Origin of the sequence: Marinobacter sp. CP1 (genome assembly GCF_001266795.1) — a bacterium.
In the GTDB taxonomy this organism is placed as follows: Bacteria; Pseudomonadota; Gammaproteobacteria; order Pseudomonadales; family Oleiphilaceae; genus Marinobacter; species Marinobacter flavimaris.
Window position 1 is genome coordinate 4,714,273 of sequence record NZ_CP011929.1, and the last position, 13,194, is coordinate 4,727,466.

Below are 13,194 nucleotides of genomic sequence, written 5' to 3' on the forward strand. Positions count from 1 at the left end.
TCAGGACGTACCGGAATCCGCGTTGCTGATCAGCCTGAGCTCGGCCGTGCGCCGGTTCTGTTGCTTCAGCCTTCGCACGCAGCGCTCCAGGGTTTTCGATATACGGGCGTGGGAGCGAATCATGGAGATCTTCGGCCAGGTCGCTCGCTCGCCAGCCAGAATCATCTGCCGCACGTAAGCAGGATCCGGATTCGCCAGCATCCTGCTGTAATCCTTGAAGGAATACGACGGAGCTATGGTCACGTCTCCCGAGTAACGCTGAGCCATAATGGTGTACAACTGACCGGACATCTGCCGCAGAAGTTCCGGCCTTACCCGTTTTCGCAGGTAATCGAACACGCCCTGGCCATGAAACTGTATCTCGGATTTCAACAGATGCATGGGCAGATTTCCGAGGGACAGTTTTTCATCCAGCCCCCGCTGGCTCAGGAAAGGGACTACGTGGGGATTGGTCTGGCTCACGATGGTGTAATTGACATCGTACAGGTGCATCAACCGCTCGATTGGCAAATCACTGACGACCGAGCCATCCACAAACTTCAGGCGCGGCATATACGGTAGCGTATTACCCTGAATGTCTTTTTTCATCAGGGTAACCGGCGGGAAAATACCGGGAACCGCGGCGCTGGCCAGCACCGCGCTCCACACCATCAAATAGGGCGAGGTGTATCCGCAAAGCAACCGGGCCTTCTGGTGCGCCTGTACTGGGGACACGCTAACGTTGATTGAACGTCCGGTACGCTGATACGCCTCCTCGAAGGTGTACTCACCGATATTGCCCCGCAGACAGTTCCGAAGCTCCTCCTGATCCATGAGCCCGTCGCCACGGACTGCGCTTAGAAGACCTCGCCATTTCCAGGCTTTCAGGTTGTGGTTCTCGGGGATCAGCATTTCCGGAATTTCGGCATCCGTATGCACACCAAGAATGCCAGCGATGATGGCCCCGATACTTGAGCCCGCAATAACCTGCGGCAGAAGCCCCTTTTCCCAGAGCGCCTTGATCACGCCGAAATGGAACACACCGAGGGTGGCGCCGCCACTGAGCAAAAGTGCCGGGCGACCGTAACTTGTGAGGGTGTCGCGGAAGAACTGGAGCTTATCTGCAACTGGAAAACCCGGAACCGGTTGATCACAAAGATAGTCCAGCGCTTCACAGACCTGCGTGATGTACTCCTCGATCAGATGCTTCGTGCCGACGCGCGACCGGGTATAAAGCGCGGGATTGCCCATATTGCCCAGGTCATGGTGCAAGCCTTCGCGGAGAGCGCGTTTGAGGCGTTCCACGTCATTTTGCTGGCGATACTGCTTGAGGTTGCTCAGCCGGTCGTAGATGACTTCATAATGATAAAGGTCGGAGGCAAAATCCTCTTTCCACTCGGCGTTGCCCTCCAAAAAGTCCAGTTCCAGAGCCGCTGCTTTCCATACCTCGTAGTTGGGCGCGTCGGCCAGCATTTTCCGGAACTTGGCTATTCTTGGGTCCTTGAGCACCGTTGATCTCCTTTCAATCCGGCTGACGCTTAGAAATCATCAAGCATCAAGTCCTCATCATCATCGCTGGCAAACGGATCGTTAACCACCTTACCGTCGTTAATCAGGAATTCGCGACGTTGCAGAAAGGCATTCCGCACAAACACGTAACTGTCGCCAGAGATGAAACTTTCAGCAGGGATCAAATCCGCCCGGCGGTCGACGATTTGCAGAGCCCTTGCATAGTAAACTTCAGGGCTTTCCACTTCATCCCACGCCGAAGGCAACGCGAAGCCGTCCGTCACAAACCCGGTAAAGTGCCGGGGTGTGGAAGGGCCGAGAAAAGGAAGCATCAGATAGGGCCCTGAACCCGCGCCCCAGTATCCCAGGGTCTGACCAAAATCCTCGGGCCGTTCCGGCAGGTCAAAGGCGGTTGCGACATCGAACAAACCACCCAGCCCAAAGGTGGTGTTGTAGGTGAAGCGCCCCACGGCAACCACCGCAGACTCCCCTTTCAGTTGAAGGACACTGTTGATGAAGTTCCTCAGTTCTGTCAGATTGTTGAAAAAATTGGTAACGCCGCGGTCGACAATTTGCGGAGTGAAGGTTCGATAGGCCTGTGCTACCGGTTTCAGGAACCAGCGGTCGATGGTCTCGTTGAAGGTGTACACCTTGCGGTTCCAGTTCTCCCAGGGATCTGCGGGATCAACCGGAACAGATCCCTCTGGAGCGGGTTCCTGCATGTTCTGGGCAATAGCCTGGCCCGCTGGCAGAAGCGCAGACAGGGAAAACAACATGGCCAGGGTAATAAGCCGGCGCCGGATAAAAAAGTAGTTCATCATCTGCTCTTGGGTTGTTTAATTCGTTTCAATTCGTCGAAAATACCGGCGCTACTTTTTATTATTAAACCGTTGTTCCGGAGAAACCGATGTCAGTACCGGGAAATCTTGTAAACACAATCACTATGCCCCTCCGGTGGGGAGACATGGATGCATACGGCCACGCCAATAATACAGTCTACTTCCGATTCTTTGAGGAAGCGCGCATTGTGTGGCTGGCTTCACTGGAGCTGGGCGGGCCTGACGAGCCGACCGGCCCCGTTATTATAAAGACCAGCGCTACCTTTCTAAAGGAATTGAACCACCCGGCAACGGTTGAGGTGAAAACATACGCTGACAAGGCAGGTAACACCAGTCTCGACACCTACCATTTGCTGACAGATGTCGACACCGGCGCCGTCTATGCGGAAGGCTATGCAAAAATCGTCTGGTTCGACCGGAAGACGCGCTCATCGGCTCCGCTGCCAGACACCCTCAGGGCACTGGCAACGTCTTGACCCAGCTCACTCCTATCGGCGGCGAACCACAACGCTGCCGATGGAATAACCTGCCCCGAAAGAACAGATTACCCCCAGATCACCACTGACAAGGTCATCCTTGTTTTTGTGGAAGGCGATGATCGAACCGGCGGAGCTGGTGTTTGCGTACTCATCCAGGATGACCGGGGCCTCTTCTTCGGTGGCATCCCGACCCAGTACCTTGCGCGCTATCAGCTGGTTCATGTTCAGGTTGGCCTGGTGCAGCCACATACGACGGAGATCATCCGGGGCCAGAGAAAGGCTTTGCAGCTGTTTCTGGATTGTCTCGGCAACCAGTGGCGACACTTCTTTGAATACCTTGCGGCCTTGCTGAACGAAGAGCTTGTCCGGTTTTCCGACACCGGAATCGTCGGCGCGGTTCAGAAACCCGAAATTGTTCCGGATGTTATTCGAGAATTTGGTTTTCAGACTGGTACCGAGGATCTCGAAGCCCTGGCCTTCACGAGTATCTTCTTCACGCTCAACCAGAATAGCCGTACAGGCGTCACCGAAAATAAAGTGACTGTCCCGATCGCGGAAGTTCAGGTGGCCCGAACAGATCTCCGGGCTGACCACCAGAACGGCACGGGCACTGCCATTCTCGACAGAGTTAACGGCGGCCTGGAGACCGAACGTAGCGGAGCTGCAGGCTACGTTCATATCATAGGCAAACCCGTCGATACCCAACGCCTCCTGGACCTCGATAGAAACGGCTGGGTAGGCTCGCTGCAGATTAGAGCAGGCAACGATCACCGCATCAACATCCTCAGCCGACTTGCCCGCTTGTTCCAGCGCCTCACGGCAGGCCGTCACGGCCATATCGCATTGAACCGAGGGCTCTTCGTTGCTGCGATCCGGGATGTAGGGTTTCATGCGGTTGGGATCGAGAATGCCATCCTTGTCGATGACATGGCGACGCTTGATTCCCGACGCTTTTTCGATGAACGAAGAGGAGGAAGGCTGCAGTGGCGTTACATCGCCGCTGGCGATGGCGTCTGCGTTCTCGGCGTTGAACAGTTCAACATACTGGTTAAAGGCTTCGACCAGTTCGTCATTACTAATGGTTGCTGGCGGTGTGTAGAGACCGGTCCCGCTAATAACGGCTTTAATCACGCTAACCCCACGTCATAATTGTGAAAACGGGACACCAGACATCCCGTTTTGTTAATTCGTTGACCTACTGCCGGAAATACTAACACAGTATCGGGGTTTTGCCCGTCGGGTATCAGTCATGGGCACCGGATTGGTGCGCCCGTTACTGCCTCAGACCTTCGTTTTCTCCCACTGCCGGTCCAATCGTTTTACGGACACAGTCATCACCGTGCCCAGTTGCTGTGCAAAAAACGACACCCGGAATTCTTCCAGCATCCAGCGGTACAGCACCAGCTCGGGGTCTCGAACGCCCTGCCGTTGCTGTTCGTCCCGCTTGACAGCATACCGGGACCAGAGCGGCTCAATGGTGTGGAGAAATTCCCGTTCCTGGCCCATTTCCCGGGGCATCTTCTCCAGCCGAACCAGAGCCGCCTCAAAATAGCGCCCGAACTCCGCCAGCCACTCTGGCGGCGTCTCAACCAGGAATCCTGGATACACAAGGTTCTGCAGCTGAAACTTGAGATCCGCCATGCTGTTGGCCATGGCCAGATTGATCTTACCTTTTAACTGTTTCGCCACTTTCTGGTAACCGGACATGGCCTGATACAGCCGTTCGTCTGCCTGCTCCAGTGCAGGAACGAAATCCCCTCGGTGAGCATCAAACACCCTGTCGAAGCCCTCTGCTGTCCTCGGAATTTCGTCCGTAATAAAGTGCTGCATGGCGGTCGCCAACAGCAGATCGTCCAACAACACTTTCGACTGACCCACCGGAGCAAACATGAGCGCAGACTGTTTAAACCGGGGGAGCTTACGCTCCAGATCATCAAGGGTTCGGCCAAACCGGTTAATGATCAATCGGGCGATCGCCTTCCGAGTCGTATCTTCAGCGGTCAGCCGATCCAGACAACGTATCTGGCGCACCTGTTTGCCAAGGTCCTCCAGGGCGGGATACACAGTCACCTGCATACCGCCTTTTTCTGTCTGTACCTGTTCAGGCAATGCACCGAACTGCCATTCCGTGTACTCGCCACTCGGTTCCGTTGCCGCATCACCCTGAGTTGCCGAGGCCAGTGCCTGCTCGGCCTGACCCTCAAGCTGGTGCTGAAGATCTGCCGTTTCTCGGCTCTCTGCAATGGCGCGACCGCCGTCACCCATAACGCGAAGGTTCATCCGCAAGTGTTTTGGCAATTCGCTATCGGTCCAGGCATCAGGATCAATCTGCACGCCGGTCATGCGCTGCAACTGCTCGCCAAGCTGAAGCGTCAGCGGTTGGTTGGAAGGCTGAAGATTTTCGAGAGCGGCATCCACGAAATCCGGCACCGGAACGAAATTCCGGCGCAATGCCTTGGGCAGGGATTTCACCAGGGCAATGCACTTCTCTCTCAACAGTCCCGGCACCAGCCATTCCAGGCGACGGGACGGTATCTGCTTGAGCGCCATCAAGGGCACCTGAAGCGTAACGCCGTCCTTTTCACTGGTGGGTTCGAACTCATAGCTCAGTGGGTATCGAACACCCTCCCACTCCAGATAGTCCGGGTACAGGTCAGCGGCCTGGGCATCAACCGGTCGCTGAAGAATGTCGGTTTCGGTGAGCTCCAGTTCTTTCAACTGTTCCGCCGGTAGCCCTTTCCACCAGGTCTCGAAATGCCGGCCACTGATGATGTCTGACGGCAGGCGTTCATCATAGAAGGCCACCAGCACTTCATCGTCAACGAGCAGGTCACGCCGCCGGGTCTTCTTCTCCAGATTCTCAACCGTGTCGAGCATTTCCCTGTTACGGGCGATAAAGGGCGCCTTTGATCGGTAATCCCCCTCCACCAGGGCTCGCCGGATAAACAGATTTCGGCATTCCGCCGGATCCACCTTGGCGTAAGGAATGCGGCGCTTGGCCACGATATCGAGGCCGTAAAGGGTCACCTTTTCATAGCCCATCACCTGGGCCCGCTTCTGCTCCCAGTGGGGCTCAAAGTAGTGGTGCTTGACGATATGTCCGGCCAGGGGCTCAATCCACTCCGGTTGAATGGAGGCCACCACCCGGGCGAACACCCGACTGGTCTCCACGATCTCGGTGGCCACAATCCATTTCGGGCCAGTCTTGGCGACCTTCGAACCGGGAAAGATCAGGACTTTGCGGTTTCGTGTTGCCAGGTATTCCTTTTTCTCCACTTTCACCGCCACCTGACCCAGGAGACCCGCCAGAATCGCCTTGTGCAGCGCTTCATAACTGGCGGCATCCTTGTTGACCATCAATTTTTGTTCCCGGCAGATCAAGGTGAGTTGGCGATGGATATCCCGCCATTCCCGCATCCGCATCCAACTCAGGAAACTCTTCTGGCAGACCTTTTTGAGCTGATTCTGGGACAATTCCTGACGCTGTTCTTCGTAGAAGTTCCAGACATTCAGTAGCGTCAGAAAATCGGATTCTTTGTCATTGAAAGGCGCGTGGGCCTGATCCGCAGCCTGCTGCTTGTCCTGGGGGCGTTCCCGGGGGTCCTGAATACTCAGCCCGGCAATGATCACCAGCGTTTCCGAAAGACTCCCCAGCTCGGCGGCGGTGACCAGCATCCTGGCCAGGCGCGGGTCCAGAGGCAGCCGTGCCATGGTTCGACCAAGGCGGGTGACGCGTCGTTTGTCATCCACCGCGCCCAACTCTTCAAGGAGCTTGTAGCCGTCGTTTACCTGGCGCTTATCCGGCGCCTCAAGAAATGGGAACTGGCGAATCTCCCCCAAACCTGAAGTGGCCATCTGCAGAATGACGGACGCCAGGTTGGTTCGCAGGATTTCCGGATCGGTGTATTCGGGGCGGTTGATGAAGTCCGTCTCATCGTACAGGCGGAAACAGATGCCCGGGGCAACACGACCGCAACGCCCTGCCCTCTGGTTGGCGCTCGCCTGGGAAATAGGTTCCACCGGCAGGCGCTGGATCTTCGAGCGCACGCTGTAACGACTGATCCGGGCAACACCGGTATCGATCACGTACCGAATACCCGGCACCGTCAGAGAGGTCTCCGCCACGTTGGTGGATAACACGATCCGTCGCCCCTTGTGGGACTGGAAAACCCGATTCTGCTCGGCGTTGCTCAATCGGGAATACAGCGGAAGCACTTCGGTATGGCGCAGGTCGACGTGGCGAAGAACCTTGCTGAGGTTGCGAATCTCGCGCTCGCCGGGCAGAAAAACCAGAATATCTCCAGGCGGCTGTTTCTGGCTGCGCTCGTGCTGCTCGATTTCATCAAGGGCACCCAGCACGCCATCCGTCCAACCCTGATCCCGGTCGTCTTCATCTCCAGTCAGTGGCCGATAGCGCACGTCCACCGGATAGGTTCGGCCGCTCACCTCGATCACGGGCGCCTTGTCGAAGAACTCGCTGAAGCGCTCGACCTCAATGGTGGCCGACGTGATGATGACCTTCAGATCCGGGCGTTTGGGCAAAAGCTGGCGCAGGTAGCCCAGCAGAAAATCGATGTTGAGACTGCGCTCGTGGGCTTCATCGATGATGATCGTATCGTACCGGTCCAGAAACCGGTCGTGCTGAACCTCCGCCAGCAGGATGCCGTCGGTCATCACCTTTACACGGGATTGCTCGGAGGTGTTATCGGTAAAACGAACCTGATACCCGATCTGCTGACCGGTCTGCTCACCTATCTCCTCGGCAATACGGGCAGCCACACTGCGGGCGGCGATCCGCCGAGGCTGGGTATGACCGATCAGGCCACGAATACCACGGCCACTGTTCATGCAGATTTTGGGTATCTGGGTGGTTTTGCCAGAACCGGTCTCACCCGCAATGATTACCACCTGATGGTTTTCGATGGCCTCACGGATATCATCCACACGCTCGGAGACCGGAAGGCCCTCGGGGAAGCTGGCCGGCTTGTGCAAAGCGTGGCGCTGCTGAACCTTTTCCAGGCCACGCTCCAGCCAGTTGGCCATTTTCTCCAGGTCTTTCTGGCCCGGTTTGCCCTTGGTACGGGCCACCGTTTTCACAATACGGGCGGCTTCCTGCTGATTGCAGGCGTCCAGCTGCTCCATCATCGCCCTAACAGCGGCTTCGCCATCGGGCTTGGGTTTCGGTGTGCTCGAAGTATCGGAACGGGTTTCTGTCATTGAATTGCCGGAATAGCGCTCACTCGGATTCGATTGGGCGACAGTCTATCGGGAAAGTCGGTGTCTTAAAAACGGAAAAACCCCGCCGAAGCGGGGTTTTCCTTGATCCACCGCCAGGGAGGCTTACTTGTTGTTCGCCTCGTCCCGCAGTTCACGGCGCAGGATCTTGCCCACATTTGTCTTGGGCAGCTCGTCCCGGAACTCGAATTTCTTGGGAACCTTGTAGGCGGTTAGCCGCTCGCGACAAAACTCCTTGAGCTCGTTTTCCGTTACGCCTTCAGCCGTCGGCACCAGATAAACCTTGACCGCCTCACCGCTCTTGGCATCGGGAACGCCAACCGCGGCACACTCGACCACTTTCGGATGGCTGCTGACCACATCTTCGATCTCATTCGGGAACACGTTGAAGCCCGAAACAATAATCATGTCTTTCTTTCGATCGACAATACGGATATAGCCGTCTTCCTGAATCAGGGCAATGTCCCCGGTACGCAGATAGCCATCATCGGTGAAGGACTTCTGGGTATCTTCAGGGCGCTGCCAGTAACCGCGCATAACCTGCGGGCCTTTCACGCACAGCTCGCCCGGCTCGCCAAGAGGCGTTTCATTGCCTTCTTCATCCAGGGTTTTAACCACTGTGGACGGAATCGGAAGGCCGATGGTGCCGATCTGAATGGCGCTGTGTGGGTTGAAGGTCACAACCGGGGACGTTTCGGTCATGCCGAAGCCCTCGCAGATCTCACATCCAGTGACCCGCTCCCACATCTTGGCGGTGTCGCTTGTCAGCGCCATGCCGCCCGAGGACGTCAGCTTAAGGCTGCTGAAGTCCAGATCCTGAAAGTCTTCGTTGTTGCAAAGCGCGACAAAGAGCGTGTTCAGTCCCAGAAACGCGGTGAACTTGTGGTTCTTCAGCTCTTTCACAAAGCCCGGGATATCACGCGGGTTCGGAATCAGCAAGTTGTGCGCGCCGGCCTCGAGCATGATGCCGCAGTTCAGGGTAAAGGAATAAATGTGGTAGAGCGGCAGCGGCGCGATAACAACCTCCTGACCTTCAACCACCATGTCTTCCATCATAGGACGGGTCTGCAGCAGGTTGGCTACCAGGTTGCCGTGAGTCAGCATCGCGCCTTTTGCCACACCGGTCGTCCCGCCGGTGTACTGAAGCACGGCAATGTCATCCTGCTTGCACTCTACCGGGGTGAATTTTTCACGGGCGCCGGCACTCAGAACGGCAGGCAGCTTGTGGGCCTGAGGCAGATTGAACGGCGGCACCATCTTTTTGACATGCTTGACCACGGCATTCATCAGCGTGCGCTTGATTGGCGAGTGCATATCCGCGATTTCGGTAACAATCACGTGCTCGATGCCAGTGTGCGGCAACACCTTCTCGGCGTTCTCGGCCATGTTCGCCAGAACCACCAGCGCCTTGGCTCCGGAATCGTTGAACTGATGTTCCATTTCCCGCGTGGTATAAAGCGGGTTGGTATTCACTACAATCAGGCCAGCTCGCATTGCGCCAAACACAACGACCGGGTACTGGCTGACGTTTGGCATCTGCACCGCGATGCGGTCGCCAGGTTTCAGGTCTGTCTTGTTTTGCAGCCAGGCTGCAAAGTTGCGGCTCTGGGTGTCGAGGTCACGGTAAGTGAGAGTTGCACCAACAGCACTGAAAGCTGGACGGTCGGCAAATTTTTTGACCGACTGTTCGAACACATCCACCATGCTTTTGTACTTGTTCAGGTCCACCTCGCGGGGTACGCCGGCGGGGTATTTATCCTGATAGAACTGCTCAAAATCCATCACCATCTCCTGTTTGGCGCTTTTGATTGTATTGATTTACCAATGTCAGGTTGATCAGAAAATCAACCCTACAAAGGTATCAGCCTCAAAAAAGTGGGGAGAGAATAGCAGTTTTGTAACCGATGAGGTAGTTTTCGAGACTCTTACCCGAACACCTGTACTCAAATGACAGCAGTGCGGAGCACGCGATGAGCGACACCCTTGATACCCTGGAAAATATCACCTACGACGAGCTGAACGAGGGCGATACCGCCACCTTTACGCGCACCCTCACCGAGGACGAACTGGTGCTGTTTGCAGCGGTCTCCGGTGATGTAAACCCGGTACACCTGGACTCCGAATTTGCAGCCGGCTCCATGTTCAAGGAGCGGATTGCCCATGGTATGTGGAGCGGCTCCCTGATCTCGGCCGCGTTGGCAACGGTCATGCCGGGCCCTGGCACCATTTACCTGGATCAGAGCCTGTCTTTCAAGCGGCCGGTGAAACTGGACGACACCCTCACCGTTCAGTTGAAAATCCTCCGCAAGGAACCGAAAGGCCGGGTCGTGGTCGAGTGCGACGTACGTAATCAGAACGATCAGAAGGTGGTCATCGGGGAAGCGAAGGTCATCGCGCCATCGCAGAAAGTGTGTCTGCACAAACCCCGGTTGCCGAAAATCACCATCGAAAACTAAGCTCCCCGTATCGGGCAGTCCCTCGCTGGCTGCCCCATTACGTTATCAGCCGGGCAGGAAATCAATCGGAAATCTGACCTTCCGGGCCTCAACATTGTCAGCCCCGAAATTGAACAGCCGCACGCGCATGGCAATCCGCTGTTCCAGCGTGGGGTGCCCGAGCTCTGAGCTGACCACCTCACAGGCAGACACCGAGCCATCCGGTTCGATTACCAGCTCCAACAACACCTTGCCCTCAAGGGTCGGATCCTGCCGAAGCTCCCGCCGGTACATGGAATAGAGTGCCGTTTTCTGGGCATCGAATACTTGCCGGATATTACTCATTGCCCGCTCGCCAACCGATGGCTCGGCCTTTGCCGGCCTGGCAGCCACTTTTCGGGATTCTTCCTCGGGAGCAACAACCGTTTTGACCTCATGCTCAGCTACAGCGACAGTGGTTTCCGGTGCCGGAGCGTCCTCAACACCACCGCTTCCACTGAGGACTTGCTGAGAATCCTTGGGCGATTTCGTTGCTTCGGCCGCCTCCGGCTGTGTGTTGACGGCAAACTCACGGGCTGGGGGCGGTTCGGGCGACCTGAGTGAAGCCAGCTTGTCTCTCATGGCCAGCAGCCCGGAGCGGGACGCCTTCTCCCTGGCTTGCTCGGTGGTCTGCTTGGGCTTCGGCTCCGATATGGCCTTGGGTTCGGATTCTGGTTTCGGGGCAGGCGCAGGCTCGGGTTCAACCCTGGCAACTTTCGGTTCCGGCTGCTTTGGTTTTTCTTTCTTCGCTTCCTTCACTTCCGGTTCTGGCTCGGGCTCAGGTTCTGGCTCGGGCTGGACTGGCTCCGGTGGCACAATCGGTTTCGGCTTCTCTACCAGGCGCGCCAGCCGGGGAGGAACCTTCTCGGCCTCGCTGCGCTCAACCTCCGGTACATCCAGCATTGGGATCAGGAATGCAGGCGGCAAAAACAGCGCCAACATCAACAATACAATACCCGCAAATCTTCGATTCTCGCCGAGATCACGACTCCATGGCAGCCCCGAACCCGTCGCAGGGGAATATCCGTTATCAGCCATTACGGACCTCCCCTTCCACTGCGAGGCGCACCTGTCGATATTGTTCATCAACACAGGTCTGCATGACCTTGCGAAGCAATCGGTAATCGGTATCCCGGCCCGCCATTATGGTTACCTCAAGCCCCTCCTCGGGAATTTCAGCCCAGCGGTTGCGGCGCCAGGAAAGTTCTTCCGACAGACCGGCGATATAGGTGTCAGCGTTCTCTATGCCATCCAGTCTTGCCACTTCGCTGCCCTGGACCAGAATGGCATTGCCCGTTACCTGAACTGTCAGGCTCTCAACTGCCTCCTGTTGAGCCGTGGACTTTGGCAAAGGCACGTCTGCGGTGTTCTGCATCACTTTCACATCCGAGGAATTCACCATCAGGAAAAAGACCAGGATGGTAAAGATGTCCATCAGCGACACCAGGTTCAGGCCCCCGGGCTTGTGCATCCGGCCGTAATGCCGACGAATTCTTTTCGCCTTTCGGGACGTTCTCATGCGCCCTCCCCTGATTCGGCCCTGGCGTTTGCGGCAAGCTTCCGGTCTTCAGGTGCATCCATCAGCGAAACATCGGGAAACAGCTCCCCCTCAACCACGCTGGCCGCAACTACCGCCGGATAAGAGCGGACGGTATCCATGGCAGTAACCAGTGTCTGGTAATCGATGTCCGGTCCGACTTCCAGCACCACGTCGGTTTTATCCGGCACACGGGTTTTTATCTGCCGAAGTACCTGACGAAGGTTCTCGAAATCCTGCCCTTCCTGGCCCACGGGCAGCGCCTGGATCAGACCGCGGTCGCTGTCGGCGATCTCGATACCTTCCGGAATCAGAGTAACCACGAGCCGGAATTCCTCAGGCTCAGGCGCCTGCCCGGCGTCCATACCCGGAAAGTTCAGCTCGATCATCCGGACCTGGCTGAACACCATGCCAAGCAACAGGACGGGCACCAGAACAATCATGAGATTGAGAAAGGCGGTGATATCCAGCTCCGGCGAAGCGTTTAACCTGCGGTGACGGCGTCTCATGGTTCAGACACAATGTTCAGCAACTTCACCCCGGCCATTTCGAAACTGTCCACAATCTCGTTGGTGCGGGTCTGCAGTACCGCATGAAACATGAGCAACGGAATCGCCGACATCAGGCCAAAGGCCGTCGTGTTCATGGCCACGGAAATACTTTCCGACAGCAGGGTTGCCTTCTGGGAAGGATCTGCCGCCGCCACGGCGGTAAACGCCGCAATAAGACCAATAATGGTTCCCAAAAGGCCGAGCAGCGTGGCGATATTGGCCAGGGTCGCCAGGTACTGGGTGCGTTTTTCGAGGCGCGGCAGCACTTCCATCAGGCCTTCTTCCATGGCGTACTCGATGTCCTCTCGCCGGCTGTTGCTGAGCAACCGGCCAATGCCTGCGCCCATGATCGAGGCAATAGCGCTGTCGGAGTTGGTGGCAGCTTTCATGGCCCGCTGATAGTCCCGTTTTCTCAGCAGCGGCAGGATGCCTCGCTCAAAGGCAACCCGGTTACGGCGCCGCACCGCCGAGAGATAAAAGAACCGCTCCAGAGTGATGGCCAGCCCCAACGCCAGTACGATGGCAATGGGGTACATGAAGGGCCCGCCTTCCTGGAAAAAACGTACGATAGTGTCCAGCATGCTTGTTCTC

At 56.7% G+C, this 13,194-nt stretch carries 11 protein-coding genes; 2 read left to right on the forward strand and 9 right to left on the reverse strand.

Annotated elements, in window-relative coordinates:
* Both ACP86_RS21680 and ACP86_RS21685 read right to left on the reverse strand, forming a co-directional pair.
* Nucleotides 1–1,488, reverse strand: coding sequence for a DUF3336 domain-containing protein (locus ACP86_RS21680; protein WP_014577215.1), 1,488 nt, complete (start codon nt 1,486–1,488; stop codon nt 1–3).
* A 29-nt stretch (nt 1,489–1,517) separates the two neighbouring features.
* The gene (locus ACP86_RS21685) at nt 1,518–2,306 is read right to left on the reverse strand and encodes a VacJ family lipoprotein (protein WP_053115383.1); all 789 of its coding nucleotides are present in this window, start codon (nt 2,304–2,306) and stop codon (nt 1,518–1,520) included.
* 89 nt (nt 2,307–2,395) lie between these two features.
* Between ACP86_RS21685 and ACP86_RS21690 the strand changes: the two genes are divergently transcribed.
* The gene (locus ACP86_RS21690) at nt 2,396–2,803 is read left to right on the forward strand and encodes an acyl-CoA thioesterase (RefSeq protein ID WP_041645241.1); all 408 of its coding nucleotides are present in this window, start codon (nt 2,396–2,398) and stop codon (nt 2,801–2,803) included.
* A 12-nt stretch (nt 2,804–2,815) separates the two neighbouring features.
* Here ACP86_RS21690 and ACP86_RS21695 read toward each other — a convergent pair whose 3' ends face one another.
* From ACP86_RS21695 to ACP86_RS21705, 3 genes are all read right to left on the reverse strand, one after another.
* Complete coding sequence (locus ACP86_RS21695) at nt 2,816–3,937, reverse strand: beta-ketoacyl-ACP synthase III (protein WP_053115384.1); 1,122 nt, start codon at nt 3,935–3,937, stop codon at nt 2,816–2,818.
* Nucleotides 3,938–4,087: 150 nt separating this feature from the next.
* On the reverse strand, nt 4,088–8,023 hold the full coding sequence (hrpA, locus tag ACP86_RS21700) for an ATP-dependent RNA helicase HrpA (protein WP_176443091.1): 3,936 nt from the start codon (nt 8,021–8,023) through the stop codon (nt 4,088–4,090).
* A 123-nt stretch (nt 8,024–8,146) separates the two neighbouring features.
* The gene (locus ACP86_RS21705) at nt 8,147–9,823 is read right to left on the reverse strand and encodes a long-chain fatty acid--CoA ligase (RefSeq protein ID WP_053115385.1); all 1,677 of its coding nucleotides are present in this window, start codon (nt 9,821–9,823) and stop codon (nt 8,147–8,149) included.
* Between the two features lie 188 nt (nt 9,824–10,011).
* Between ACP86_RS21705 and ACP86_RS21710 the strand changes: the two genes are divergently transcribed.
* Nucleotides 10,012–10,497 (forward strand): MaoC/PaaZ C-terminal domain-containing protein, encoded by a 486-nt coding sequence (locus ACP86_RS21710; RefSeq protein ID WP_053115386.1) that lies wholly within the window; start codon nt 10,012–10,014, stop codon nt 10,495–10,497.
* Nucleotides 10,498–10,542: 45 nt separating this feature from the next.
* Here ACP86_RS21710 and ACP86_RS23575 read toward each other — a convergent pair whose 3' ends face one another.
* From ACP86_RS23575 to ACP86_RS21730, 4 genes are read right to left on the reverse strand one after another with little or no spacing between them, the layout of a single operon-like run.
* Complete coding sequence (locus ACP86_RS23575; RefSeq protein WP_053115387.1) at nt 10,543–11,553, reverse strand: AgmX/PglI C-terminal domain-containing protein; 1,011 nt, start codon at nt 11,551–11,553, stop codon at nt 10,543–10,545.
* Nucleotides 11,546–12,034, reverse strand: a complete 489-nt coding sequence (locus ACP86_RS21720) for an ExbD/TolR family protein (RefSeq protein ID WP_008171825.1) — start codon at nt 12,032–12,034, stop codon at nt 11,546–11,548. Before ACP86_RS21720 ends, ACP86_RS23575 begins: the two co-directional genes overlap by 8 nt.
* Nucleotides 12,031–12,561, reverse strand: coding sequence for an ExbD/TolR family protein (locus tag ACP86_RS21725; RefSeq protein ID WP_053115388.1), 531 nt, complete (start codon nt 12,559–12,561; stop codon nt 12,031–12,033). Before ACP86_RS21725 ends, ACP86_RS21720 begins: the two co-directional genes overlap by 4 nt.
* The gene (locus tag ACP86_RS21730) at nt 12,558–13,184 is read right to left on the reverse strand and encodes a MotA/TolQ/ExbB proton channel family protein (RefSeq protein ID WP_053115389.1); all 627 of its coding nucleotides are present in this window, start codon (nt 13,182–13,184) and stop codon (nt 12,558–12,560) included. Before ACP86_RS21730 ends, ACP86_RS21725 begins: the two co-directional genes overlap by 4 nt.
* Nucleotides 13,185–13,194 lie beyond the last annotated feature (10 nt).

Bases quoted from the DNA above. Each gene is read 5' to 3' on its own strand.
- ACP86_RS21685 (WP_053115383.1), bottom strand. From the start codon at position 2,306: ATGAACTACTTTTTTATCCGGCGCCGGCTTATTACCCTGGCCATGTTG.
- ACP86_RS21690 (WP_041645241.1), top strand. From the start codon at position 2,396: ATGTCAGTACCGGGAAATCTTGTAAACACAATCACTATGCCCCTCCGG.
- hrpA (WP_176443091.1), bottom strand. From the start codon at position 8,023: ATGACAGAAACCCGTTCCGATACTTCGAGCACACCGAAACCCAAGCCC.
- ACP86_RS21705 (WP_053115385.1), bottom strand. From the start codon at position 9,823: ATGGATTTTGAGCAGTTCTATCAGGATAAATACCCCGCCGGCGTACCC.
- ACP86_RS21710 (WP_053115386.1), top strand. From the start codon at position 10,012: ATGAGCGACACCCTTGATACCCTGGAAAATATCACCTACGACGAGCTG.
- ACP86_RS23575 (WP_053115387.1), bottom strand. From the start codon at position 11,553: ATGGCTGATAACGGATATTCCCCTGCGACGGGTTCGGGGCTGCCATGG.
- ACP86_RS21720 (WP_008171825.1), bottom strand. From the start codon at position 12,034: ATGAGAACGTCCCGAAAGGCGAAAAGAATTCGTCGGCATTACGGCCGG.
- ACP86_RS21725 (WP_053115388.1), bottom strand. From the start codon at position 12,561: ATGAGACGCCGTCACCGCAGGTTAAACGCTTCGCCGGAGCTGGATATC.
- ACP86_RS21730 (WP_053115389.1), bottom strand. From the start codon at position 13,184: ATGCTGGACACTATCGTACGTTTTTTCCAGGAAGGCGGGCCCTTCATG.